26 protein-coding genes and 1 tRNA gene are annotated in these 25,514 nt (G+C 61.7%); 7 read left to right on the top strand and 20 right to left on the bottom strand.

Annotated elements, in window-relative coordinates; translation table 11 throughout:
• Positions 1-6: 6 nt before the first annotated feature.
• The 4 genes from NH396_RS04705 to NH396_RS04720 form a co-directional block, all read right to left on the bottom strand.
• The gene (locus NH396_RS04705) at positions 7-1,329 is read right to left on the bottom strand and encodes a dicarboxylate/amino acid:cation symporter (RefSeq protein WP_176676730.1); all 1,323 of its coding nucleotides are present in this window, start codon (positions 1,327-1,329) and stop codon (positions 7-9) included.
• A gap of 315 nt (positions 1,330-1,644) precedes the next feature.
• The gene (locus NH396_RS04710; RefSeq protein ID WP_176676729.1) at positions 1,645-2,604 is read right to left on the bottom strand and encodes an ABC transporter substrate-binding protein; all 960 of its coding nucleotides are present in this window, start codon (positions 2,602-2,604) and stop codon (positions 1,645-1,647) included.
• A gap of 326 nt (positions 2,605-2,930) precedes the next feature.
• Positions 2,931-3,632 (bottom strand): pseudouridine synthase, encoded by a 702-nt coding sequence (locus tag NH396_RS04715; protein ID WP_175089874.1) that lies wholly within the window; start codon positions 3,630-3,632, stop codon positions 2,931-2,933.
• The gene (locus tag NH396_RS04720; protein ID WP_176676728.1) at positions 3,632-4,546 is read right to left on the bottom strand and encodes a nitrilase family protein; all 915 of its coding nucleotides are present in this window, start codon (positions 4,544-4,546) and stop codon (positions 3,632-3,634) included. Before NH396_RS04720 ends, NH396_RS04715 begins: the two co-directional genes overlap by 1 nt.
• Positions 4,547-4,876: 330 nt before the next feature.
• On the opposite strand from NH396_RS04720, the gene NH396_RS04725 reads away from it, so the two are divergent.
• Genes NH396_RS04725 through NH396_RS04735 form a run of 3 tightly spaced genes read left to right on the top strand, consistent with a single transcriptional unit; the run spans position 4,877 to position 7,313 of the window.
• Positions 4,877-5,254: a DUF1904 family protein gene (locus tag NH396_RS04725; protein ID WP_176676727.1), complete on the top strand. Its 378-nt coding sequence runs from the start codon at positions 4,877-4,879 to the stop codon at positions 5,252-5,254.
• The gene (gene rarD / locus NH396_RS04730) at positions 5,251-6,201 is read left to right on the top strand and encodes an EamA family transporter RarD (protein ID WP_176676726.1); all 951 of its coding nucleotides are present in this window, start codon (positions 5,251-5,253) and stop codon (positions 6,199-6,201) included. Before NH396_RS04725 ends, rarD begins: the two co-directional genes overlap by 4 nt.
• Before the next feature lie 47 nt (positions 6,202-6,248).
• Entirely contained in the window at positions 6,249-7,313 is a 1,065-nt protein-coding gene (locus NH396_RS04735; RefSeq protein WP_176676725.1) for a YihY/virulence factor BrkB family protein, read from the top strand.
• A 167-nt stretch (positions 7,314-7,480) separates the two neighbouring features.
• On the opposite strand, the gene NH396_RS04740 is transcribed toward NH396_RS04735, so the two are convergent.
• Positions 7,481-7,912 (bottom strand): OsmC family peroxiredoxin, encoded by a 432-nt coding sequence (locus NH396_RS04740; RefSeq protein ID WP_176676724.1) that lies wholly within the window; start codon positions 7,910-7,912, stop codon positions 7,481-7,483.
• A gap of 419 nt (positions 7,913-8,331) precedes the next feature.
• Here NH396_RS04740 and NH396_RS04745 point away from each other — a divergent pair, with 419 nt between their 5' ends.
• A complete protein-coding gene (locus tag NH396_RS04745) occupies positions 8,332-8,829 on the top strand; it encodes a hypothetical protein (protein WP_176676723.1) in 498 nt (165 codons plus the stop codon).
• Between the two features lie 399 nt (positions 8,830-9,228).
• On the top strand, positions 9,229-10,392 hold the full coding sequence (locus tag NH396_RS04750) for an NADH:flavin oxidoreductase (RefSeq protein ID WP_176676722.1): 1,164 nt from the start codon (positions 9,229-9,231) through the stop codon (positions 10,390-10,392).
• Positions 10,393-10,507: 115 nt separating this feature from the next.
• On the opposite strand, the gene NH396_RS04755 is transcribed toward NH396_RS04750, so the two are convergent.
• From NH396_RS04755 to NH396_RS04795, 9 genes are all read right to left on the bottom strand, one after another.
• Entirely contained in the window at positions 10,508-11,680 is a 1,173-nt protein-coding gene (locus NH396_RS04755; protein ID WP_366071440.1) for an NAD-dependent epimerase/dehydratase family protein, read from the bottom strand.
• Positions 11,677-13,461 (bottom strand): hypothetical protein, encoded by a 1,785-nt coding sequence (locus NH396_RS04760; protein ID WP_253062095.1) that lies wholly within the window; start codon positions 13,459-13,461, stop codon positions 11,677-11,679. Before NH396_RS04760 ends, NH396_RS04755 begins: the two co-directional genes overlap by 4 nt.
• 113 nt (positions 13,462-13,574) lie before the next feature.
• Positions 13,575-15,266 carry a glycosyltransferase family 39 protein gene (locus NH396_RS04765; RefSeq protein WP_253062097.1) on the bottom strand — a complete coding sequence of 564 codons (1,692 nt, stop codon included), beginning with the start codon at positions 15,264-15,266 and terminating at the stop codon, positions 13,575-13,577.
• Between the two features lie 101 nt (positions 15,267-15,367).
• A complete protein-coding gene (locus NH396_RS04770; RefSeq protein ID WP_253062099.1) occupies positions 15,368-15,844 on the bottom strand; it encodes a lipid-A-disaccharide synthase N-terminal domain-containing protein in 477 nt (158 codons plus the stop codon).
• A complete protein-coding gene (locus NH396_RS04775; RefSeq protein WP_253062101.1) occupies positions 15,844-16,728 on the bottom strand; it encodes a glycosyltransferase family 2 protein in 885 nt (294 codons plus the stop codon). Before NH396_RS04775 ends, NH396_RS04770 begins: the two co-directional genes overlap by 1 nt.
• 331 nt (positions 16,729-17,059) lie before the next feature.
• On the bottom strand, positions 17,060-18,226 hold the full coding sequence (gene rlmF, locus NH396_RS04780) for a 23S rRNA (adenine(1618)-N(6))-methyltransferase RlmF (protein WP_176676719.1): 1,167 nt from the start codon (positions 18,224-18,226) through the stop codon (positions 17,060-17,062).
• Positions 18,227-18,323: 97 nt separating this feature from the next.
• A complete protein-coding gene (gene fhuF / locus NH396_RS04785) occupies positions 18,324-19,205 on the bottom strand; it encodes a siderophore-iron reductase FhuF (protein ID WP_176676718.1) in 882 nt (293 codons plus the stop codon).
• Between the two features lie 141 nt (positions 19,206-19,346).
• Positions 19,347-19,742: a DUF393 domain-containing protein gene (locus tag NH396_RS04790; RefSeq protein ID WP_176676717.1), complete on the bottom strand. Its 396-nt coding sequence runs from the start codon at positions 19,740-19,742 to the stop codon at positions 19,347-19,349.
• 69 nt (positions 19,743-19,811) lie between these two features.
• The gene (locus tag NH396_RS04795) at positions 19,812-20,408 is read right to left on the bottom strand and encodes a RimK/LysX family protein (RefSeq protein WP_176676716.1); all 597 of its coding nucleotides are present in this window, start codon (positions 20,406-20,408) and stop codon (positions 19,812-19,814) included.
• Positions 20,409-20,675: 267 nt separating this feature from the next.
• Here NH396_RS04795 and NH396_RS04800 point away from each other — a divergent pair, with 267 nt between their 5' ends.
• Positions 20,676-21,362, top strand: a complete 687-nt coding sequence (locus NH396_RS04800; RefSeq protein WP_176676715.1) for a DUF4396 domain-containing protein — start codon at positions 20,676-20,678, stop codon at positions 21,360-21,362.
• Positions 21,363-21,528: 166 nt separating this feature from the next.
• On the opposite strand, the gene NH396_RS04805 is transcribed toward NH396_RS04800, so the two are convergent.
• The 6 genes from NH396_RS04805 to NH396_RS04830 form a co-directional block, all read right to left on the bottom strand.
• Positions 21,529-22,257: a YebC/PmpR family DNA-binding transcriptional regulator gene (locus NH396_RS04805; protein WP_176676714.1), complete on the bottom strand. Its 729-nt coding sequence runs from the start codon at positions 22,255-22,257 to the stop codon at positions 21,529-21,531.
• A 205-nt stretch (positions 22,258-22,462) separates the two neighbouring features.
• Positions 22,463-22,816 (bottom strand): TusE/DsrC/DsvC family sulfur relay protein, encoded by a 354-nt coding sequence (locus NH396_RS04810; protein ID WP_176676713.1) that lies wholly within the window; start codon positions 22,814-22,816, stop codon positions 22,463-22,465.
• A 56-nt stretch (positions 22,817-22,872) separates the two neighbouring features.
• Positions 22,873-23,163 carry a sulfurtransferase complex subunit TusB gene (tusB, locus tag NH396_RS04815; RefSeq protein WP_043335056.1) on the bottom strand — a complete coding sequence of 97 codons (291 nt, stop codon included), beginning with the start codon at positions 23,161-23,163 and terminating at the stop codon, positions 22,873-22,875.
• 121 nt (positions 23,164-23,284) lie between these two features.
• Positions 23,285-23,695 (bottom strand): sulfurtransferase complex subunit TusC, encoded by a 411-nt coding sequence (gene tusC, locus NH396_RS04820; RefSeq protein WP_253062103.1) that lies wholly within the window; start codon positions 23,693-23,695, stop codon positions 23,285-23,287.
• Between the two features lie 55 nt (positions 23,696-23,750).
• Positions 23,751-24,140 (bottom strand): sulfurtransferase complex subunit TusD, encoded by a 390-nt coding sequence (gene tusD / locus NH396_RS04825; RefSeq protein ID WP_176676712.1) that lies wholly within the window; start codon positions 24,138-24,140, stop codon positions 23,751-23,753.
• 127 nt (positions 24,141-24,267) lie between these two features.
• Entirely contained in the window at positions 24,268-24,936 is a 669-nt protein-coding gene (locus tag NH396_RS04830) for a Bax inhibitor-1/YccA family protein (RefSeq protein WP_054557334.1), read from the bottom strand.
• Positions 24,937-25,190: 254 nt separating this feature from the next.
• Between NH396_RS04830 and NH396_RS04835 the strand changes: the two genes are divergently transcribed.
• Positions 25,191-25,281: transfer RNA gene (locus NH396_RS04835), tRNA-Ser, on the top strand.
• Positions 25,282-25,514 lie beyond the last annotated feature (233 nt).

A 25,514-nucleotide genomic window follows, 5' to 3' on the forward strand; every position in this document is an offset into this window, starting at 1 on the left:
GAGCGCTCAACTGAGCTCTGAGCGCATGACGTGGGGCGTATTGAAGACTTGCTCGTCCAGCTCGCCTTCGCTCTTGGCGACCAGGCAGCTGACGGCGCAGTCGCCCGCCACGTTGAGGCCGGTACGTGCCATGTCGAGCACACGATCGATGCCGGCGATGATGGCGACCCCTTCCAGCGGCAGGCCGACGGAGGTCAGCACCAGCGAGAGCATGATCAAGCCGGCTCCCGGCACACCGGCGGTACCGATGGAGCCCAGCGTCGCGGTCATGATGATGGTGACGTATTCGGTCATGCCCAGATCAACGCCATAGGCCTGGGCGATGAACAGCGCGCAGACGCCCTGGTACAGCGCGGTGCCATCCATGTTGATGGTCGCGCCCAGCGGCAGCACGAAGCTCGAGACACCCCGCTTGACGCCCAGATTCTGCTCGGCGGCCATCATGGTCACCGGCAAGGTGCCGGAACTGGAGGTGCTGGTGAAGGCGAGCATGATCGGCTCGACACTGCCCTGGAAATAGCGCAGCGGGTTCAAGCGCGCCAGAAAGCGCAGCATGCCGCCATAGACCACGATGGCATGCACGAAGCAGCCCAGATAGACGATGCCGATCACCTTGGCCAGCGGCGCGAGCATCGCCAGGCCATAGGTACCGGCCACCCAGGTCATCAGGGCGAAGACACCGTAGGGGGTGAAGGCGATGATGATGCTGGTCATGCGATAGATGATTTCCGCTGCGGACTCGAAGAACACGCGTACCGGACGGGCTTTCTCCCCCACCAGCGTGATGGAGAGGCCAAACAGGATCGCAAAGACGATGATCTGCAGTACATTGCCTTCGGCGAAGGCTTCGACGGCATTGGTCGGCACCAGCCCGAGCAGCGTATCGACGGCGGTCGGCGCTTCACGCACCTCGACATTGGCCGCGCTGCCCAGGTCGATCCCGACACCCGGCTGGAAGACGGTGGCCAGCCCCAGGCCGATGGTGATGGCGACCGCCGTCATGCCCAGATAGAGCACCAGCGTCTTGACGCTCAGGCGCCCGATCTTGGAGAGGTTGTTGAGCGAGGCCACGCCAGTGACCAGCGAGATGAAGACCAGCGGCACGATCAGCATCTTGATGCCGCGGATGAACAGGTCACCCAGCGGTTTGATATCGGCGGCGATATCGGCGCGCCCGGTCTGGTTGAGCACGATGCCCAGCCCCAGGCCCAGAATCAGTGCGATGAAGATCTGCTTCCACAGCGCCAGTCTTGTCCAGGGAGACAGAAAGCGCGCAATGGGCCCGGGAGAGCGGGGTATCGGGGCGGAGGAAGAACCTGAATCAGCCATGAGTGTTTCCTTCTTGTCATTGTTCTTGGCTGCGCGTGGAAGCAGCGCAGAGTGCAGACTGATGGTGATACAGGCCCCTATCTCGCGACCAATTCTTTATTTGGATTTTCCATGCAAGATTTGCATGACAGTGATTTCACCCCCTGGTGCGCGGCACACCCGAAGCTATTCCCGTCTCTGACGCTGTGCGCTTTCTTGACACGTTCGCTGCTGTAGAACGCACGAAGCCCGCTCAATGAGCGGGCTTCGTGTTCTTACCACTATATTCAAGGTGCTGCATCCGCAAAGATCAGCGGCACCTTTTCAAGCTGTCAATCATGCCTCCGGCAGGCCAAGTGCCTCCTTGACGGCCGGCCAGGCAGGTTCGCCATCACGGGTGGTCACGCCATCCAGCCAGGCCTTGACCTTGCCCGGATTGGCCTTCATCCATGTTCCCGCCACCTCTTCCTGCGGGCGCTCTTCCTTGCCATAGCCATAGATGAGTTCACTCTGCTCCTCGGAGGTAAAGGAGATCTGATCCAGGAAGACGGAGGCATTGGGATGCGCTTCAGACCATTTCTTGTTGGCCAGAGTTCTCACGTCACTCTTGCCGCCGCCCGGCCCCCACAGGTCTTCTGGATCATCGAGGAAGACCATGTCGTATTCGACGCCCATCCAGTGCGGAGTCCAGCCGACGAACATGACCCACTCATCACGCTTGATGGCATTGGCGACTGTTCCAAGCATGCCGGCAGTGGAAGACTCCTTGAGGTCCCAATCGCCGAGGCCATAGATATCCTCATCGACGGCACGGTTGGCGATTTCACTGGAACCCGAGCCGATCTCGATGGAATAGATGGTCTTTTCGAACTTGTCGGCAAATTCCGGCTTGTCGACATCATGCAGTGAAGTGACACCGGCTTCAGCCACATAACGCGGTACGGCGAAATTGGCCCGTGCACCGTTCACGTTATTGCCGAAGTCGACCATGGCGTCCTTTGCCATCGCTGCATCGTACATGGTGCTCTGCCCCGGCAACCAGGCGGCCAGGTAGACATCGACCTCACCGAGCGAGATGCCTTCGTAGGTGATCTGCGCGCCCAGTTGGCGGGTGGTGGGAGAATAGCCCAGCGCCTCGAAGATTTCGGAGGCAATCTCGGTCTTCATGGTCACGCCCGGCCACGGCGGCGCCGCGAACACGACACTGGCGTCTTCCGCGGCAGTCGCCGGCGCTGACAGCGTTGCCAGCAGCAGACCACTGCCCGCCAACGCCATGCGCAGCGGCAGGGGTTTCATCAGGGAGGATCTGGCAAAGGGAGACGACTTGGTGAAGGGGGACGACATAGTGGATTTTCCTCGTTGTTGTTATGGATACGCCATTGTCATGAAAATACCGGAAACAAGCGTTTGATTGAAGGCGACCTCTGTATAAACATCACTTCTGCAAAACGCGCTTCCCGCAAAGAAATCACAATGCGAGCAGACGAACAGCTACCTTAAGCGCGATCGTTGGATCGATACAAGACACGGCGGCCAACGACGCGCACGAAAAAGCCCCCGCCATTCGTGAAAATGACAGGGGCTTTTGATGATGCATGCGCTGATGCATCAGAAGCCAACGATCAGAAGCTGGCGATCTCTTCCGGACGCAGGAAACGGCATTCGCCCGGCTCCAGCTCCGGGTCCAGCTCGACAGCCCCGATGGCTTCGCGATGCAGGGCTTCGACGTGATTGCCGATGGCCGCGAACATGCGCTTCACCTGGTGATAACGGCCTTCGGTGATCCACAGCAGACCCACGGTGGCGGTTTCCATCTCGAGACGCGCCGGACGCGTCGGCTTCTCTTCCCCATCCAGCATCAGGCCGTGCTCGAAGTCCTCCACGGCGCGCGCCAGCTCATCGCCTTCCAGCGGGCGCGCCAGGGTGACGCGATAGCGCTTGGCACAGGCCTTCTTGGGCGAGGTGACACGATGGTTCCACTGGCCGTCATCCGTCATCAGCACCAGGCCGGTGGTGTCGACATCGAGACGCCCAACGATGCTCAGGCGCTCGACATTGGGCAGATCGATCAGGTCATGCGCGCGCTCATAGAGGCCCGGCTTGCTGGTGCATTCCACATTGGCCGGCTTGTACAGCATCAGATAGCGCAGCCCCATCAGCTCCAGGTGCTCGCCATTCCATTCGACGCGCATGCCGTCCTTGACGGCGCTCGCGGTGTTCTTGACTACCTCACCATCCACGGTGACATCGCCGCGGTGCACGACCTTCTTGGCATCGCTACGGCTGAGATCCGTGGTTTCGGTAAGGAATTTGTCCAGGCGCATCAGGCCTCCAGAGTGAAATGATCGGCGTCCATCCACGCCGGAAACTTGGTTCGAAACTCGTCGAGCGCGCCGCGTTCAAGCGTCACGGTCTCGATGAAGGGCTGGTCTGGCGCGGGGTCGAGGATGGGCTCGCCCTTGAAGTCGCAGACCATGGAGTCGCCGGTATAGTGCAGCCCGTTGGCGTCGTCACCCACACGGTTGACGCCCACCACATAGGCCAGATTCTCGATGGCGCGCGCCTGCAGCAGCGTGCGCCAGGGATGACGCCGTACGCCCGGCCAGTTGGCCACGCACAGCAGCAGGTCATATTCAAAGGCGCTGTCGGCGGCGGTCTCGGCAGCACTCACGCCACCGATGACGGGACGCTGACGCAGCCAGGTCGGGAAGCGCAGGTCATAGCAGACAGAGAGCTGGATCCGAAAGCCGTTGAGCTCGACCAGCACCCGCTCATAACCCATGCCATAACGCTCATGCTCACCGGCCATGCGGAACAGATGGCGCTTGTCGTAATGCGACACCTCACCGTCGGGCGTGGCCCACAGCATGCGGTTGTAACACTCGCCGTCATCCAGCACCGCGATGCTGCCGGTCATCACGCAACCACGGGTGATGGCCTGCGCCTTGAGCCAGTCGACGCTCTCGCTGGACTCCATCGGCTGCGCCATCTCACGCGAATTCATGGTGAAGCCGGTGGCGAACATCTCGGGCAGCACGATCAGATCGGTTGCGACATTGCGGCCATCGGCGCCCAAGACCAGGCCAGCGGCATCCAGCTGCTCGCCGAGCAGACGGCAGTTCTCCGCCGGGTCTTCCCAGCGCAGGTCCGTCTGCACCAGGCTGACACGCAATGTCGCCCCTCGCGAGGCATCGCCAGCACTCGCTTGTGGGGAAGTCGCCTGTGGCTGTGTCGTCATGGTCGTCGTGCCTCCCTGCTGACTGAATGGGCGCTTGAGTGGCGACCGGCGGATGCGCGTCGGCGTGAGCCTTGCCCACCCTGCCACTGGTCATGCCACGCCTTGAAAGCGCTCATTCTACCGTCTGTGGCGATCAGATGTGAGAGGCAAAGCATGATCTGTCATCGCCGTAGCGCTCATCACGCACACGAATCCCTGGCGGCGGGTGTGAGCATCAGAAGCCAGTGATATATTGGCGATGAACGCAAGGCCACCACACCAGGTTGCGGCGGCGTCAGTTCACCGCGAGCTTGCTCGCCCCCTCCCCATCCCGACTCACAGGAGAGCTTCATGCCTCAGCTTCGCTTCCACGGTGTCACGCCTGCCCGTCTTGCCCCTGTCTCGCGCGCACTGATCGATCAGCTGAGCGAAGCGACCGCCACCGCGCGCGACGAATTCACGCTGGAGTGCATCACCACCCAGTATGTGTTCGATGGTCAGCTCGTCGATGCCTTCCCCTTCGTCGAGGTGCTGTGGTTCGAACGTGGCAAACAGGTGCGCGATCTGTGCGCCCAGTCCATCGCGCAGGCCATGAACGAGGCCGGCTACCCAGAGGCCGAAAGCTTCTTCATCGCGCTTGAACCGTCGGGCTACTACATCGCAGGTAAACCGCTGGCGCAGATCGCAGGCAAACCGCTGGCGCAGGATGGTTCGAGCGACTCCGCATGAGGCGGGAGCAGACAAGCCCCTCTGTCGAGAGTCTGGCCAAGGCACGCCGCGAGAGCGCCAAGGGCGTCGGCTTCGGACTGGGCGCCTATGTGATGTGGGGCTGTTTTCCGCTCTACTTCGCGCTGTTCGAGGGCATTCCCGCCTGGGAAGTGCTGCTGCACCGCATCCTGTGGAGCTGCGTGTTCATGGTGCTGCTGATCAGCGTCATCCGGCGCTGGTCACCGGTGCGCGCTGCCTTCGCCGAACCCCGCAAGCTTGTGCCTGTGCTGGCCTGCTCGATCCTGATCGCGCTCAACTGGGGCATCTACATCCACGCGGTAGAGGTGCATGAGGTACTGCAGGCAAGCTTGGGTTACTTCATGACGCCGCTGGTCAATGTCGGGCTGGGCATGCTGTTCCTGAAGGAACGCCTGTCGCGCGTGCAGCTGTTCGCGCTGGGGCTGGCCATCCTCGGCCTGAGCCTGCAGCTGGTCGGCCTGACGGAACTGCCGTGGATCACGCTCTCGCTGGCTGTGACCTTCGGCACCTACGGGCTGCTCAGAAAGCGCATCGCGCTGGATGGCCTGTCGGGCCTGCTGGTCGAGACGATGATGCTCGCGCCACTCGCGCTACTGCTGATCGGCGGCCAGTGGTTCTCGGGCGAATCGCACTTCACGGCCAGCGATGTCGGCCCGCTTGAACTACCCGCCAGCGTGCTGATGATGTCCAGCGGCGTGCTCACCGCGCTGCCGCTGCTCGCCTTTGCCGGTGCGGCGCGTCGCCTGCGACTCGCCACGGTGGGCTTTCTGATGTACATCAACCCGACCATGCAGTTTCTGATCGCGCTGCTGATCTTCAAGGAAACCCTGCATCCGACGATGCTGATCACTTTCGTGCTGATCTGGAGCGGTCTGGCGCTCTATACCGCCTCGACGTTCTTCCAGCATCGCGCTCGGCAGCGCGGCTGATATCCCCCTTGAACCGACATCACGAACCAACGCGAGGATGCCCAGCCATGCCAGACCCTGCTGCAGACTCCGTGAGCAGCCGCCTGTTGCGCTTTCTGCCGCGCCTGCTGGCCTTCGCCCTGCGCGTCATCGGACAGTTCATCGCCAACCGTGGCGTGCTGCTGGCCGGGGGCGTCGGTTACAACATCCTGCTGTCCAGCGTGCCGCTGTTCGCCTTGCTCTGCGTGCTGCTGACGCACCTGGTGGATGAAACTCGCCTGATGAGCATCATCGCCATTCAGGTCCAGCATCTGGGGCCGGGCCAGGAAGATATCCTGCTGGACGCGGTGCGCAAGCTGCTGGCCAATCGCGAGGTGATCAGCTGGATCGGCATGGGCGGCTTGCTGTTCTTCGCCGGGCTGGCCTTTCGCATGCTGGAAGACGCCATTGCGCTGATCTTCCATCAGCATCCAGTGATTCGTAAGCGCAGCGCGTGGATTTCCGCCCTGCTGCCCTACGCCTTCGTGATGGTGCTGGGCGCGGGCCTGCTGGCGCTGACCCTGCTGGTGGCGCTGGCCTCGGCGATGAATGATGCCCTGACGCTGCTGACCGGCATCGAGCTGACCCTGGGCGATGCCGGCAGCGAGGTGATCTATCTGATCAGCATCGTTGGCATGTTCGGGCTGTTCAGCGCCATCTACAAGATACTGCCCCAGACCCGCGTCTCGACCCGCCGCGCGCTGGTCGGGGGTCTGGTCGCGGCCACCCTGTGGGAGCTGACACGCCTCGCCTTGAGCTGGTACTTCACCCACCTGTCCTTCGTCGGTGCCGTCTACGGCTCGCTGGCGACGCTGATCGTGCTGCTGCTGGGGCTGGAGATCGGCGCCGTGATCCTGCTGCTCGGCGCCCAGGTGATCGCCGAGCTGGAGCAATGCTCACGCGAGAACATTCGCTGGTATTGCACGCCGGATCGCAAGCCACTGACGCGGCTGCAGTCGCGCCGCAATGCCATGCAGCATGCCGGCGAGATCAGCGAGGATGAGGCAATGGAAATGAGCCCAGACAGGAGGTCAGGCAAGGGGGCAGAAAGCGAGTCAGCAAACGGTTCTGAAAGCGGCTCAGACAAGCGCTAGTACACGCGCTGGGAAAGCTCACCGCGCGCACAACGAAAAAACCGCCCCGAGGGGCGGTTTTTCATGCTCGCATCGCAGAGATGATGCCTGCGGTCACGCGAGTCATTGTCGTCGTGATCAGCGCCTGAGGGCTGTTCATCTGCAACGGCTCGCCTGCAGGCGACGCCTCAGTTGACCAGCGAGGCTTCCAGCGAGATCTCGGCGGTGAACAACTTGGAGATCGGGCAGCCGCCCTTGGCCTTCTCGGCGGTGGACTGGAAATCTGCCTCGCTGATGCCCGGCACATCGGCCTTGGTCACCAGGGCTATCTTCGTCACGCTGAAGCCGCTGTCTTCCTTGTCCAGATGGACGGTGGCGGTGGTATCGATGGCCTTGGGCTCATGCCCCGCCTCGCCCAGCATCATCGAGAGTGCCATCGAGAAGCAGCTGGCGTGGGCCGCCCCGATCAGCTCTTCGGGGTTGGTGCCAGCGCCATCTTCAAAGCGCGTATTGAAGCCGTAAGGCTGATCCTTGAGCGCACCACTTTCACTGCTGACAGTGCCTTTACCCTGCTTGACGCTACCTTCCCAATGCGCGGAACCGGTTTTCTTGATCGTCATGCCTGTCTCCTTGACTGGGTGAACACTCAGGGCCGTTGCCCTGTCCCTCCCACATTGTCATGGCACGCCATGACTTCAAGGGGCGTCTGCCCTTTTGCCATCACAAGTGTCTGATCGATCGCGTGCCGGCTGCGCCTCACTCGAGTGAGCAAGACATGCCACCCACCCCGACGAGTGCGCCCGTCGCCACGGCCAATTATTGAACAAGAGTTGAATTCCCTTGGTATGCCCCGATAACTGTTCCATCGATTACCCGGCGCGCAACGCCGAGTTACAGTCACTCACATCATCCTCTCATGTCTGGCAGCGCGCACTCGCAAGAGAGCGCAGCATTGCCGACACCTCATGCGTCGCCGGTGAATCCCTCACCCGCGCGGCTGCCGACACCGGCAGCCAGACCCGCAAGGAGTCCCCTCATCATGTTCTACAGAACCTCGACAGCCATCACTGACGACAATGCCTCTCTCCATCGCCTGCGCACTGATCTGCTCTTAGGCAAGCGACCTACCGCGAGCACCCGCCTGCGCCGTGGCATCGGCGCCGCCGCAGTGATGCTGGGCCTGCTGGGCCTCTCCCCGGCTCAGGCCTTCGACGAGATGAACACCGAGACAGGGACCAGCGGCGCGGCCTCTTCCCAGCATTCCTCGCAGGGCCAGCCAACGCCCAGCCACTCGAAGCGCACCGCAGACGGCGCAGCTGACAACGGCGCGCACTATCAACAGAACGAACAGCCCGAGGCACGGCAGCAAGCCAAGGACAACGCCACGCACCAGGTACAGAAAAGCCTCGATGGCGGCAAGATCGGCAGCCAGGGCGGCCGCCACGCCAACACGGGCCAGGCCAAGCCGACCGAGAACTGGTTCGGCTGCCCGCCCTCCGGTAGCAGCAAGCAGAACGCCCAGTGCGACGGCAAGTGATCATCAGCACGGAGCACTCGCCATAGGCACGATTGGCGCTCAAGACGCAGGCCCCGCAACCCACGGTAGCGGGGCCTGCGTCGTTGCGCGCATATGCTTATGTGCATGGAAAGCAGCACTGCGTTGCCACTTCATGCAGCAACCCTGAATTGTTTGAGAAAAAATCTCGCAAATTCAGTCAATTACATGCACAGGTTGTCAAAACGACAACACTCTCCTTCCAGCGTTCCGGCTTGTGACCCCCAGGTGCGGCAGGCACGATATAGGGCATACAGATGATCCGTCGATCATTCATTCAGGCCACCGCACTGCGTCGATCTTCACCTCTTCGTGCACGCAGTTGCTCAGGGCCTACGACCGGATACGACAGCGGAATGCTTTCCGCGGGAGACGTACTAGATGACAGACACCACCGCACTGTTCACCCCCCATGCCTTCGCCGGGCTGGAGCTCGACAATCGCCTGGTGCTCGCCCCGATGACGCGCACCAGCGCGCAGGATGACGGCCAGGTGCACTTTGACATGGTCGATTACTATCGCGATTTTGCGCGGGGCAACTTCTCGCTGCTGATCACCGAAGGCATCTACACCGATGAAGCCTTCAGCCAGGGCTACGCCAACCAGCCGGGGCTGGCCAACCAGGCGCAGCAGGACAGCTGGCGCCCGGTGGTCGACGCCGTGCATCAACAAGGTGGGCGCCTCATCGCCCAGCTGATGCATGCCGGCGCCCAGACCCAGCACAACCGCTTCAAGGACGAGGTCGTCGCCCCCTCCGAGAGCCGCGCCAGTGGCGAGATGCTCAGCTTCTACGGTGGCTCCGGCCCCTTCCCGCTGGCCCGCGAGATCAGCGAAGCGGAAATCCATGACGCGATCGCCGGCTTTGCCACCAGCGCCCGTCGCGCCAAGGAAGCCGGCTTCGATGGTATCGAGCTGCATGGTGCCAACGGCTACCTGATCCACCAGTTCATCAGTGAGCGCTTCAATCAGCGTGACGATGCCTGGGGCGGCGACGCCATCGCACGTCTGGCCTTCCCACTGGCGGTCATCCGCAGCGTGCGTGAGGCGGTCGGCGCCGACTTCGTCATCGGCATGCGCCTCTCCCAGGGCACCGTGACCGAGCCTGAGCTCACCTGGCAGGGCGGCCCTGACGAGGCCCGCGAGCGCCTCGCCAAGCTAATGGAAGCTGGGCTGGATTTCCTGCACCTGACCGGCAGTGATGTCGATGCCCCCGCCTTCCCCGAGGCAGACGACGAGCGTGAGCGCAGCCTCAGCCTGACGGCGCTTGCCGACCAATCACGCAAGGCACTGGAGTCAGACATCACGCTGATCACCAATGGCAATGTCGCCAGCGTCGCGAAGGCCCAGGCCGCCCTGCAGCACGCGGACCTGGTCGCCATCGGTCGCTCGGCGCTGGCCAATCATGACTGGCCCAAGCGCGTACAACGCGGTACCTGCCTCACCGAGTTCGACTTCTCGATGCTGTCGCCGCTGGCCACGCTGGCCAACGAGGAAGACTGGCGCATCGCCAACGACAAGCCTGCCAATTGCGAGGGTCGCTGCTGATAGCGGCTGACAGGCAAGATACAAGGAGCCCCGCCAGTTCACTGGCGGGGCTCCTTGCGTTGTAGGGGTGGACGCTTCTCGACCTGACCTCAGATATACAGCCGCTGAATCCCACTCAGGCCTTCAAGAGAGTTCCACTACTGAAGGCCAAGGCCGTCATGGCGGACATGCCGGCCTTTGTCATGCGTCCAGAATGTCCACCTGCAGCGACGCCTGCTTCATCAGGACATCTCACCCGGGGCGATTGCTCATCATCGGTTTCTCTCAGCAATGACGGATACTGTTGCGCCCACTCAGCCAACTCCTCAAGCCCTGTGGCAAGACTGACACTGGGGCGAAAGCCGGTCAGCGTCTCGAGTGTCGAGGTATCTGCCCAGGTACGCTCGACATCCCCTGGCTGCATCGGCAGCAGACGCTTGCGAGCCGGGACACCCAGCGCTGCCTCGAGGCCATTGATGAAGTTCCCCAAAGCGATGGGCTCACCACGCCCGAGGTTCAGGACACGCGAGGGAGCGGCATTCACTTCCTGCGTCGGCGGCAGGTGCATAAGTCGGTAGATGCCCTCCACGATATCACTGACATGGGTGAAATCACGTGCCATCTGTCCATGGTTGTAGACATCGATCACCTCGTCGGCCAGCAGCTTGCGTGCGAAACGAAGTGGCGCCATGTCCGGGCGCCCGCGGGCACCATACACGGTAAAGAAGCGTAGCCCTGTCACCGGTAAACCATAGAGATGCGCGTAGCTGTAAGCCATCAATTCATTTGAGCGCTTCGTAGCAGCGTACAGCGAGAGCGGGCGTACACCCGCCTGGGATTCCTGCAGAGGCTGACGGGTATCATCCCCGTAAACGGAACTGCTGGAAGCATAGAGCAAATGGCTCGGGGCCGTGTCACGACAAGCCTCAAGAAGATTGACGAAGCCGACCAGGTTGCTGTCGACATAATCAAAAGGCTGAGCGATGGAGTGGCGCACCCCAGCCTGGGCCGCCAGATTGACGACGACATCAAACTCCTCCTCCTGCATCAATGTGCGAAGCGTCTCACGTTCGACAAGATCCAGCTTGACGAAGCGAAAGCTGCCCAACCGGCGTGCATTCCCGGGGGCAGCAACGCACTGCCCGGCAAGTGCTTCGAGACGTGTCAGGCGGTGCTGCTTCAGCGCCAACGGATAGTAGGGGTTGAGATTGTCGAGACCGACGACCTGCAGGCCTTCCTTCAAGAGTCGCTCACACAGAGCAGCACCAATGAAACCTGCAGCCCCAGTTACCAGTATCTTCATGCTCATCGTTTCTCCTGAACGGTCATGACCAACGCCGTTGGTGCTGATGAGGGGCCGCCCAATGCCGCTGCGGGTACCGTCAATAATCGGTGGCGTCCCTGACGAAAGACCGGCGTGGCATTGTCTCCATCGTCTACTGCCGCCTGACACCAATCACGCATGCCGGCCAGAGGGCCTGGCGTGTCGGGTAGACGCAGACATTTGTCAGCCTCGATTATCAACCAGCCATCGGGATGCGCTGCCTGCCAGGAATTCAGCTGACTCGAATCGCGCTTCAATTGCTTCAGCGGTTGGGTCAGTCGCCCCAGAAACTGCCAGGTTGCCTGATAGTCCCAGCCAACGACGGCCACCTCCTGGCCCTCCTGTTGATGGTGCTGAACCCATTGAGCCAGGGCAGTCTGATCCAGACGTGGCCATAACGGACGTAATGTCAGGGCCAGCAAGCAGGTCACCAGCAACACGCTGCCCAGCGCCAGTCGCCGCTGAGCATTCAGCGCGCTATTGCCCAGTGACTCAGCGGCAGGTGTTTGAGCCGTGATGGAGCGTCTCGCCTCATCCACGGAAGGCCATAGCCATACCATCAAGGCCAGCAAGCTAGCTCCCGCCATGAGACACGCAAGGCTTGCGTTGCCCGAAGCCACCAGCGCTGCATGGGTCGGCAGAAATGAGGCATCAGCCAGCCAGCCTGCGGGCATGACGATGACCGCCAACGCCAGGCTTGTCAGTCCCAGGCCACCGCTGATCATCGCCAGCAGTTTCAGCGATGTGCGAGCCGGAGGCTGGCGCAGAGCAGCCCAGGCCAGCAGCAGACTCACCGGTACCAGTAGCGGCATCAGATAATGCACTTGCTTGCCGGAGATAAGTGAAAAGACCAGCAGTCCGCCCAGTGCCCAGAAGCGTCCCAGCTTCAGCAAGGGTTGCTCTGACGTTGGCCGCCGAGCAACCGAGGCCAGAAACCCCTCGATCAGCAATCGCGGGCGCAAGCTGAGCGGGAAGATCAACACCGCCAGCCACGGTAGATACCACCATGGCGGTCGAGCATGATCCTGCGCGGAGATGACGCGGCTTGCCGTCTGGCCCCAAAGCAGATCCTCGACATAGTCGGGAGGACCAGTGATGACGGCGGGAAGCAACCAGATGCACAACACCGCGATGCCCAGCAGCAGGCTCAACACCCAACCGCGCCACTCACAGCCCCACACCTCGCGGGCTTGTGCTTGCGTCCACCAGGGGCGCGAGCCGACCACCAACAGAAACCACAAGAGTGCGACCGACCCTTTGGCCAGCAAGGCCAACCCCAGCCACACACCACTCTCGAGCACGACGCTCAGACTGAACGGCTGCCCTCCCTGTGGTGTACACCAGGGCCGCAACGCGCCCAGTAGACACGTCGTCAACAGCACATCGAACATCAAGGCCTGGCTATAGAGCACCCACATCAGACAACCGGCGAGCATCAAACGCACCATGCGTACCCAAAGCTCATGTCTCTGCCGTTCGGCATCGGCCAGGCCAGTGGCCGGCCTCAGGGTGCGGGCGACACGCCCTATCTGCCAGATACCCAGCAGACTGACCAGCGGCATCACCAATCTTGGCCAGACATCATTGACTCCGAAGACCACCCATCCGGCGTGAACCAACCAGAACAACAGTACCGGCTTGTCAGCGTAGGCCGCCCCGTTCATGGTCGAGACGAACCCGCTGCCGGCATGCCACATCTCCCATGCCACCGAGACATAGCGAGTTTCATCGATGGACAGATAGGGTCGTGCCAGCGCTGCTGACATCAGCAACACTCCCCATAGCGTCCAACATATTCGCTCGCTGGCATTCAGGTTGATCAACGAATGGGACCCCCTACCCACCAGGGATATCGCACATGAAAGTTGCTTCTGACACTTCACGGCTGAACCTCCGGCATCAGAGTATGTCGCTGGGGAAGTCCGATCAGCTGTGCCGCTTCATTCGAGACCGAGGTCGGCGCCAGATACATCGGCGCAGCATCGGGATTGCCCTGACATTTCACGGCCGCGCTACCAGGTAGCAGTACCCATTGCTCATCCGGCTCATTCAATGTGATGGCCTGTGCACCATCCAGACAGGCATGCCGCTTGAGCTTGCGGGGTGTCAACAAGACCCAGCGGTTCTGCGGGGCCTCCTTCAGCCATGCATAGAGACGCGAGAATTGGTCTTCCTCCGGCGTCTTGTAACCGAAGTGCCACAATGGCTGGCGCGCCTGCAGGATGTATTGCTCACGAAAGTCGGGAATAGCCAATGCCTGGTAATCGCTCTTCTCGGCAACCTGCGCCATCAGTAGGGCAGGATTGCGAACCGGGTCCATCAATCGTGCCCCCCAGGTGCCCCACAGAATCCAGAACACCACGAGCCAAATCCCCAAGGCCAACAAGCCGTTCCGTGGTTTCAGCCAGGCACAGAGCGCGATACCACTGCCACCCAGCAGCCCCCACCACCCCCACGGCACAACCCCCTCCTTTTCGGCAAGCGTCACCAATGCCGGGTACCCGAAGACACCGAGCAGTGCCGCGATCAGGAAGATGCCTGCCAGTCCGGCGCAAAGTGCAAACCCCAGCCAGGAGACATGAGGCTTACGTGAGAACCCCGGCAACATGGGTGCCAGGCCGATCACCAACAGCGGCAGCGCCGGCAGGATATAGACTCCCCGCTTGCCTGGAGACAATGAGAAGAAGACCACCATCAATGCCGCACCCACCAGGGGCAGCCAGACTCGTAGATCGCGGCGCGAGAAGCTGCGAGCGAGTGCCTTCGGCCACGAGGGTAGCGTCAGCAGCAGCGGCATCCATGCCCAGGGAATCACACTGGTCAGGAAGTAATGCCAAGGCTTCAGATGATGCCAGCTGTCGGTATATCGCTCAGCGGTCTGCTTGAGCAGGATGTTGTCGCGATAGGCGGCAAGCTCCGAATCGCCGGACACGAAGGACATCACCAGCATCGGCCCTACCCAGAGCAGCGGAGCCGCCAGCATCCAGCAGAGTCCGATCAACAGCTCGCGTGATGTCAGCTGCCCTGCGCGACGACCACTGCTGCGCCAAGTCGATGCGTGACGCGCAGCCATCAGCCAGAAAGGCAACATCAGCAACGGCAGGAACCCGACCCCCTTGGTGAGGATGCCAAGCCCCATCGCAAAGCAGCCGAGATAGAAATAGCGCACGCCATCATTGAGCAATGCATGCCGCAACAATCCCCAGCTACCCAGCAGGATGAAAGCAGTAACCAGCATGTCGATCTGAGCCGTACGAGCCTGCAAGATGAACTGCACTGACGCGAGCAACCACAGCCCGGCAATGAAGGCTGTGTGCCGGCCATGCAGGCGGCGAATCAGGTCCACGCTCAGCCCCAGAGTCGCGGCCCCGGCCACCAGCGATGGCAGGGCAAAGCCGATGCGGATATCCCCCACCAAGCCAGTGGACAAGGAACTGAGCCACATGAAGATCGGCGGCTTGTCGGGATAAAGCTCTCCCGCGCGGTGTGGCAACCACCAGTCCCCCGTGATCCACATCTCGAGACCATTGAGCGCGAAGCGTGGCTCATCGGCAGGCCACGGCATACGCATGCCAAGCCCGATGGCAGAGACAGATAGATACAACGCCCCCAGGACCCACCAGGGATGGCGGGAAAGTCTTCGGTACACACCGCCAGCTGGCGTCATTGCCTTCATGCGCCTGTCCCTTGGTGCCGAACGGAATTGGCATGGAGGTGTGCCACTTCAGTCTTGAGTCGGGCGTTTTCTATCTCCAGCGACGCGAGCCTGGCCTTCAGGGAGTCGTCAGTGCCCAATGCGCATTCTTCCGTCTTGCCACAAGCGTGTTCGACGACAGTGGACTCCTGCGGTGCCTGGGACGACGCTTCGCTGCTAGGCGACGTGAGTGACCGGCGATCCCGCTTGATCAAGCTCAGATTACGCAGATAGATGAAAAGCCCTGCCCCCTGACCGGCAATGAATACCGGGTCCTCGCGATGGATGGCATACGCAAGCAGCGTCATGCCACCGGCAAGCGAGAACCACCAGAAGGCACGAGGAACGATGGAACGACGTGCCTTCTCACTGGCCAGCCACTGAATGATGAAACGCGCCGAGAACAGCGCCTGGCCTCCAAAACCGACAGCGACCCACCACGGACTGACATCCATCAGCAGGCACCCCGCGCCACGTCGGCCTGGTCCGGGTTGCTGTCACCTGCTGCTGCATCGTGACCGTCAGCCTGATATCTAGAGGGGGAGTCAAACAGGCTTGTTGGCGCGGATGCAGAGGGCGTCGACACGTGCGTCCCCACCAACGGCAGCGAACCATGGTCGATGGCCTCACTGGCAGCATGGCCAAAGATATTCTCGAGCGGTGACGGTAGACGCGAGCGACGCACAAGCCACATCACTCCGACAATATCGGCAATACCGACCCAGAGCCGATCGAAGAAGCCGTATTTGGATACTCCTGCCACTCGTTCGCGGTGCCGGACTGCCAATGACTGCACCTTGCCACCCTGGGCGCGAACCAGCGCCGGAAGAAAACGGTGCATGTGGTCGAAATACGGCAGCCGAAGGAAGACATCACGACGCATGACCTTGATTCCGCAGCCGGTATCTGGCGTGTCATCGTGCAGCAGCGCTTGTCGGATGGCATTGGCCAAGCGTGATGACACACGCTTGACGGCATCATCGCGGCGTTGCGTGCGATGACCAGCTACCAGGTCGAGCTTTTCGAGCGTTGCCAGTGACAACATGTCCGGCAAGTCCGCTGGATCATTCTGGCCATCGCCATCCAGGGTCGCCAACCATCGACCGCGCGCCAGCCGGGCAGCCTGCCACAGCGAAGTACTCTGTCCGAAACTGGTGCCATGGTGATAGGGACGCAATCGTGAATCTTCCTGCGCAGCCTGCTTGAGCCAACTCCAACTGCCATCACTGGAACCATCATCCACCACGATGATCTCGTAGCGCTGCCCCGCAAGCGCCTCATGCACCTCGGCAATAAGGCTCGGCAAGTTGTCACGCTCATCACGAGCCGGTATCAACACCGAAACTCCTCCGCACAAGGGCTCCTCGCCCTGCGCCAAGGGGTGGTCTGGACCAGGCGATGTCATGGTGATCGCGGACTTCATGGAATAACTCCTGAGCAATGACTGGGCGTCGAGCAAGCCGGATAGATGACAGATCCTGGAGCGATCGGAACCGGCAGGCTGCGCGTTTCTGGCAGAAAGTTTGCCCGCAAACTATTAAGGCAGGCTTAAGTGAAGCGCGGATGACAACCGCCAATGCAAGAAGCCCCCGTCGCGCTGGGCGACGGGGGCTTCAATGCAAAGACATCATTGAGTCGAAGACTCTCTTGATACGGCTATGACAGACGCTTCACTTCCCTTGCCAGTGATCCCGCCCCCACTGCCGACGCTGGTCGGGCGTGAGATACGACCAGGCCACGAAGCGGCTGACCTTCTGCCCCTGGGACATCTCGATCACTCGGACCTCGCTGGCGCCACTGCGCTTGAGGGCTTTCCTGATACCGGTCAGGCTCGCCGAATGCGCGACCAGCGAGGTGAACCACAGGCACTGCGAGGCGACGTTGCGGCTCTCCTGGATCATGCGGGTGACGAAGACTTCTTCCCCGCCCGGACACCATAGCTCGGCCGCCTGACCCGCGAAATTCAGCGCAGGCGCGTTACGTGACCCACTCTTGCGTGGGCCATTGCCGCGCTGCTGGCGCGACTTGTCGAGCCCGCGCCATTTGCGCTGCGATTCCCGCGCCATATCGGCTTCGCTGGCATGGAACGGCGGGTTGCACAGCACCAGATCGAAGCGCTCATCCGCGCCCCAGATACCAGCGAAGTGGCGCGTGCGATCAGTCTGCAGACGCACCTCGATCTGGCCCTTGAGGCGCAGATTGGCGCTCACGATCGCGCGAGCCGAGTCGATCGCCTGCACGCTGATATCACTGCCGACCATCTGCCAGCCAAAGCTGCGATTGCCCAGCAGGGGGTAGATGAGGTTGGCGCCAGTGCCGATATCCAGCGCGCGCACGTGCTCACCCGCCGGCAGCTGACCGCCATTCGCTTCACTGATCAGGTCCGCCAGGTAATGCAGATAATCGGCGCGCCCGGGGATGGGCGGACAAAGATAGCCGGCAGGAATGTCCCAGTGGGCGATGCCGTAATGGCGACTCAACAGTGCCCGATTGAGCGCCTTGACCGCCACGGGATCAGCGAAGTCAATGGACTCGCTGCCAGCGGGTGTCTTGATCACGAAGGCCGCCAGTGCCGGGCTCGCCTTGACCAGCGCAGCCATGTCATAGCGCCCACGATGCGGGTTGCGGGGATGCAGCTGACCCTTGCGAGCCGGGATCACCTTGATGGAAGGCGACTTGTTGGAAGGCGCCTTGGCCGCGCTGGACTTCTCGCGGGCCGCAGGATCTCGACGGCCAGCCGCGGTGCCCTGCTGACGTCTGTCAGCCGAGTCGTGTCGGGAGGATGCGCCGGACTTGGCGAAGGAGGCACCGCGTGGGCGGCGCGAAGACGAGGACATGACGACATACCGAACAATGACAGGGGGCGCCATCTTACCAGAGGGCACCGAACAACACAGGACGCTGCCCCTCAGCTGCCACTCAGGACGCTATCTATCAGGACAGGTCGCTACCGATCAGCGCCGCGCGCGAGTTGGCACGCTGATCGACCCGACGCGTCTGGGCGCGGCGGGCCGGTGCACGCTCGATGCTCAGCGGGCAATTGCTGCAATAGCCCAGACACTCGATGCGATAACGCACGCAGCACACCTTGCGCGGCGTATGCCGTTCGCCATGGCGGTCCATCACGTCGCTGACCGGCTGATAGAGCGGATTGCGCCGCCCGTCGGCCAGAATTCTGGTCGCCATCAGCTGACGTGCCGGCGCCGCCTGCGCGACCCAGCCCTGCTCTTCCAGCATGCCGACGATATAGACGAAGTAATGCGCCGCGTTGCTCCAGAAGACCTTGGGCCCCAGCGCAGTGTGCGGCACGAGGCGCTCGATGACGGCCTCAAGATGTGCCAGGTAGCCCTGGAAGCGAGCCTGGAGACGCGTCGCCTCATCGGCCGACTCGATCTCCGCCGGGAGGCTTGCGCCCTGCCCCGCCGCATCATCAAGTATCAGCTGAGTGACTACGCCATGCTCGCCAAGGCGCAGCGAAAGGTGCCGAAGCTCCAGCGGCAGTTGATGGTCCAGCAGCAGATTGGCCGCCAGCGGCAGCGATACCATCGAGGACAACAGGTACTTGGACCACTGGGAAAGCAGCGCCTGCTCATCGGGGCCGCTGTGGTGAGAAGCGGCGTCTGCCGAGCTGGTCTCGTATTGCATGCCATGCGCGGCGATGCACGCCGCCAGCCAACCGGGGCTGAGCACATCGCGCGCCGGCACGACACGCTGGAGCGACGCCTCATCGCCTTCCTGCACCTGAGTGTAGGTAGTGATCAGGTCGCGATAGGCAACCATCGGACCGGCAAAGAGCGGGGAAAGCGCGTCGATCATCGGGAAGCTCGCAGACGTGAAGAAACAGACAGTGCCTCACATACTAACGAAAACTATTAGCATTTGCATATCAAAAGAGCATGATAAACCAGCAGGGCTTCCCATGGGGGAGCCAGCTCACTGCATCAGGCTCGTCGGCACTCACAACCTGCCATCCCGACACAGTCGACGCCGCACCCAGGCGTCGTAGACTCGCGTCAGCGCCGGCTCGATCAGCGGCCGCGTGATCAGCCACCCCAGCCAGGCAAGGCCGGGGATACGCGCTAGCAGCAGGCGGTACGCCGGCATGCCCTCACGGATCTGCCCTTGCGCTGTCTCGACATGCAACGACAGCAATGCCTGCTCAAGGCCGATGCCGCGAGCGGCGAGATGCTCGGCGTTATCCGTCGCATCCCACCACTCCACGTTGGCGTCTTGGCGCGACAGCCGCTCGTAGCGGGCGCGTTCACGACGACACACCGGGCAGCGCGCGTCGTAGTAGATCTTGATGAGTGGCAAACCGTCACGCTGAGGTCGCTGGCTGGCGGCATCCGGCATGCTGGCCCCCCTCTTGTGATGAAAATGCGCGGTACGCGTTCCTCAATGAGCGTTCAGCGCGACATGAGATCAGGACGCCGCGCCGATGCGGTCGGAATATTCCTTGTCTTCATAGCGATGCAGCGGCGCGTCTTCGGCACAGTCCGGGCTGGTCTGGAAAGTCTTGCGCACATCGAGCACACCCAGGCTCTGAATGGTGCGACGCCCCAGCAGCACGGGATAATTCATGCCGTCACGATCGCGCAGACTGAACTGCTCCTCGTAGCGCTCGCCGCCCATGCACAGCGTCATCAGCACCACCGGGCGCGTATCACGTCCGCCTGCACCGGACACCGTCAGGTCACGATACAGGGGGCGTTCGAAGGTATTCTCGACCTTTTCACCCTTGGTCTCATCCTCGACCTCGACATCGAAACGCACCCATTCCTCGTCATCACGCTCGAAGGTCTCGATATTCTCGGCATGCATCGAGGAGGTCAGCGCGCCGCTATCCAGCTTGGCCTTCACCATCACGCCCCACGGCTCGATGGTCGCCTTTTCCACCCAACCGAAGACTTCATCGTCTGCCGCCTGGGCCACGGCTGGCGCGGCAAGCGAGGCAATCAAACCGATACCGGCGAATTGACGTGCGGCGCGTGCGAGGGATGTAGCAGCGTGTCTCGACATGATGGCTCCAGGAAAAAGTGGCGACGTTGCAAGGACAATACCCGACATCCTTCACCATGGAGGCTTGCGGCAAGGTTAACAAGGCGTGAGAGCACACCCTCGCCTGTTCTTCTGCCCCCTGTCCCCCTGTCAGGCGAAAGCAACTGGCGGTTGCGAGCAGGCGATGACAAGCCACCCTTGATATGGCGCGCTGCCCCCACCAGCTATCAAGGAGGGCCGCGCCATCAGCGGGCTGCCACCTGCAACATCCACTCGACGGAGGTCATCATGCAAGACCTGTTACGTGAGTCACTTTCCCACTGGAGCCTGCTGCTGTGCTGGCTGTTGCTGATGGTACCGGCGCTGATCTGGGTCGTGCGCGATCTGACCACGAAGAATGCCCACCTGGCCCCGATGATGAAGTGGGTGTGGGGACTGACCACGCTCTACTCCGGTGTCGTTGGCCTGCTGGTCTATCGTTTCGCCGGGCGCCGCCAGATCGCCGCCAACGGTGATGCCCGCAAGGGGCTGAGAAGCGTCGCGCACTGCTACTCGGGCTGCGGACTGGGGGAATTCGTCGGCGTCAGCCTGGCGGTGGGCCTGTTGGCCATGGGCAATATCTCCACCGCCATCATCACCTTCCTCTTCGCTTACCTGTTCGGTTTTCTGCTGACGGTCGGCCCGATGCTGCAGGGTGGCAGTGACGACAAGCCGCAGGTGATTCGTGATGCCTTCAAGAGCGAGACGGCCTCCATCGTGGTGATGGAAGTGGTGGCGATTTCCGTGGACCTCTGGCTTGCGGGCGGCGCCGGCATGCATCAGCCGCTGTTCTGGAACTCGCTGATCATTTCCTTGAGCCTGGGTCTGCTCGCCGCCTGGCCCGTCAACGTCTGGCTGGTGAAGCATGGCGTCAAGGGTGGCATGGCGGACCCACGCGAGACGGCCCCGCAAGCGCAGCACCATGCACATTGCTGAAGCGCGTGCACTGCTGAGACACGCCGAGCGTTGAGTATTGAGTGTCGAGACATGAAAAAGCCCCGTCGGCATGCCGACGGGGCTTTTCTCTGACTGACCTCCCACACTGACATTCACATTTCTGTCAGCGTGAAGCCGCCAGTCGCATCACGTTCAAGATGCTGCCTCAGACGAACTCGCCATTGTGATAGACCTGCTGCACGTCTTCACAATCATCCAGCAGCTCGAGCATCTTGTTGAGCAGCTCGGCGTCATCGCCGCCGACTTCGGTATGGATCTGCGGAATGAAGCTGATCTCATCGACTTCGAAGTCGAGATCTTCACCGTAGATATCGGTCAGTGCCCCCTTGGCCTTGAAGTACTCGGTCGTCGGCGCGAGAACCGTGATGATGCCGTCGTCGAGCTCGATATCACTGACATCGACGTCGGCTTCCATCAGCGCTTCCAGGACCTTTTCCTCATCCTCTTCCGCACCCTTGAAGGCCAGGATGGCGCGGTGGTCGAACATGTGCGACACCGAACCCTGCGCGCCCAGCTTGCCCTTGCCCTTGTTGAAGCAGGTGCGGACTTCGCCGAAGGTGCGGTTGTTGTTGTCGGTCAGACAATCAACGATGACCATGACATTGCCCGGACCAAAGCCTTCATAGCGCGCCAGAGCGAAGTCTTCTCCGCCGGTGCCCTTGGCCTTGTCGATCGCCTTGTCGATGACGTGAGTCGGCACCTGGTCCTTCTTGGCCTTCTCGATGAGACGACGCAGGCTCAGGTTGCCGTTGGGGTCGAGGCCACCGTTCTTGGCCGAGACGTAAATCTCGCGCCCGTAACGTGAATACACGCGTGCCTTGTTGAGAGAGGTACGCGCCATTGATTCTTTACGGTTCTGGAATGCTCTTCCCATGCAAGTCGACTCTTGTCCGCCTGAATTCAAATGCCCTTGCGACCATGTCGCGGGACCTGAAGCAGTGTCGGCCTCCTGGCCGACACTGCAACGCTGTGACGAATAGTAACGCAGACAACGCCGTACGTCGCCATCCCTGCCGGGTCTTGCGCGTTGAGCGCAGCGCACCACGACGGGCAAGGCGACTCAGGCATGCTGCTGACCGTCACAGACAGTTGGTCGGCTTGGGCAGCCCGGCGATGCGCGCGCCCACCTTGGGCGGGCTGTCCGGGAACAGGCGCATCAGATGCAGCGAGCGGCCCTTGTCGGAGCCAAACCGCTGGGTCATCGCCTTGCTCAGCGGGCGCATGGCCGGCGAGAGCGAGAAGCGCTGATAGAAGTCACGCAATACCTCGATCACCTCCCAGTGCTCCGGCGTCAGTTCACGCCCCTCCTCGGCGGCCAGCATTTCCGCCAGCGCCGGGCTCCAGTCATCCAGATCGACCAGATAGCCTTCCGCATCCAGTCTGATATCACGTCCATCAAGCGTCAGTGTGCGCACCGTTTCACTACTGGCCATACAGATCCTGATTCACTGTCTTGCATGAAAATTGAAAGGGAGAAGCGCCTGACGCCTCAGAACCAGCTGACGGTCTTGTCGGCGGCCTCGGTCAGGGCGACGAAACCGTCGACGTCGACCACGATGACGTTCTCCGCGCAGCGTCCCAGCAGGCCGCGGGACTCAAGGTCTTCGCGCAACGCGAACAGCCGCCCCTCAAGCCCGGCAAGGTGCTGCTCGGCGTTGTCGAGGGCGCCATTGACGCCATCCTCGATCAGCAGCAGCTGGTCTTCCGGGCCCATGGCATTGAGCACATCATCATGGATGCGGCTGGAGAATGGCGAACGATTGAGTAGATGTAGATTCATGCAATTATCCAGGCAAGGAAAGCTGGGGCTGACGCTGGCCATCAATCAAGAGATATCAACGACATGGCATCAGGAAACTGATGCGAGCATATCAGTCGCCAGCGTTGGCGGCAGTGACGTGTCAGAAGCTCAGCACGCGCGAGAACGCGACTGTCAGCGCGACCACCTCGTCGTGCTCGAGCAGCGTGACCGGCAACAGCGTGACATCCTGCGCTGTCAGGCCCCGTGCGCGCAGCGCCGCCGCATCGACATAGCAGCGCTCGACGTCATACATCTCAAGCGCCGCCAGCAGGTTGTCACTGCCCTTCTGCCCCAGCGGCCCGACCTGCTGCCCTTCCAGCAGCGCCATCACACCATCACCGGTGAACAGCAGCCCGACCTCGCGTCCGAAGGCCGCCGCGACCATCGCCGCCTCCAGCCCTTCGCGCAGCCAGCTGCTGCCATGCGGGCCATGGCGCAGCATGACCAGCAGATCACCGGCGGCCATCCCGGCGTCTTCACCTGCCAAGGGTGCCGTCATCACATCGCTCATGGTCTGCTCCTCACTTGATAAGTGGCGTCATCATCAGTGATGACAAGAAATGACGTCATGCAAAGGTGATCAAGTGTTCATTGTCCAACGTCGCCTCGACCAGCTGGCCCAGCCCCGTCAGCTCGAACGGCGCCTCGAGGGTGTGCCCCTGCTTGCCATGCCGCGCCGCTTCGCGCTCATCGAGCATGCCGCGCCTCAGGCCCGCAGCGACACACACCTGCAGGCGGGTAGCGTGGTTCTCGGCAAGCGACAGCCAGCGATCACGCAGATGCGGCTCGTCCTGAGGCGGCGCCATCATGTTGGCGGCGTTGTAGACGCCATCGTGATAGAAGAACACCGTGGTCAGCTGATGGCCGCGCGCTAGCAGGGCATCGGCAAAGCGCAGCGCCGAATGGCTGGCCTGCTGGCTGTAGGGGCCGCCGTAGACGGCCAGAGCATAACGCATGCGAACCTCGTGTGACTGCTCATGAATGGCCGCCATTCTAGCGCGAGTCACGCCACCTGACACCCGAACGCAAACGACCCCGCCGAGGCGGGGTCGTTTGCAGGTCTCATGTTCCTTCGCTTGACGATCAATCGTCGGAAGCGAAGCCCAGCAGGGCCAGCAGGCTGACGAACATGTTGTAGATGGAGACGTACAGGCTCACCGTCGCCAGCAGGTAGTTGGTCTGCCCGCCGTGGATGATCTGGCTGGTCTCGAACAGGATCGCCGCGGAGGCGAACAGCACGAAGCCGGCGGAGACAGCCAGTGCCAGGCCGCTGATGTTGAAGATCATCGCTGCCAGCATCGCCAGAATCAGCACGATGGCGCCGGCGAACAGGAAGTTGCCCAGGAACGAGAAGTCCTTGCGCGTCACCAGTGCCACCGCGGACAGGCCGGCGAAGGTGATGCCGGTCATGCCGAGCGCGGTCATCACCAGCTGGCCGCCGTTGGGCAGGCTCAGGTAGGCATTCAGTACCGGACCGAGCGTGAAGCCCATGAAGCCGGTGAAGGCGAAGGTCGCGAAGATGCCGGCGGTGGAGTTCGCGGTCTTGTGGACCAGGAACATCAGGCCGTAGGCACCGATCAGCAGCACGAAGATGTTCATGCGGCCGACGCCCATGCTCATCGCCACGCCAGCGGTCAGCGCGGAGAACAGCAGCGTCATTGCCAGCATCATGTAAGTGTTGCGCAGTACCTTGTGAGTACTGAGCGAGCGGCTCGCGGTATCCTGCGAGACCTGCCAGGAGCTGTTAGCCATGGTGTCTATCCTCAGGTTGCTACGATGGATTCATCGAATTGACCCCAGCATGCCCTCAGGGGTTTGCCTAATCAAGAGACAGAACGATGAAAAGCCCCATTGAGGCAACCATCCGGCGCGCGCAAGGCAACGACATCGTCAGTCTCCGCGGCCATTGTGGCATGTGCGACCTTTCAAGCATCTGAACGACAAGGAAATTTACGCCAAGTCCTTGACGCTGACTGAAAAATCCGTAGTATTTCATCCCGTGAGTCGGAGGGATGGCAGAGCGGTTGAATGCACCGGTCTTGAAAACCGGCGTAGGTTAATAGCCTACCCAGGGTTCGAATCCCTGTCCCTCCACCACCTTGATTCCGAAAGCCCCGTCTACCTTAGGTAGGCGGGGCTTTTTCGTGGTCATGACTCATGATCCGAGTCATGAGCTGAATCATGGCCTGGTACCAGCAGGCGGCTTCCGGCGGCCTCACCCCAGCGCCATCCTGCTGCAAGTGTTTGTCCGCGATGGCTTTTCCGAATATTTTTCTTCGCCTACCTCTTGCTATTCTCATCAGATTCGGTAGTATTTCGCTCCGTGAGTC

Source organism: Cobetia sp. Dlab-2-AX (genome assembly GCF_024124625.1).
Taxonomy (GTDB): Bacteria; Pseudomonadota; Gammaproteobacteria; order Pseudomonadales; family Halomonadaceae; genus Cobetia.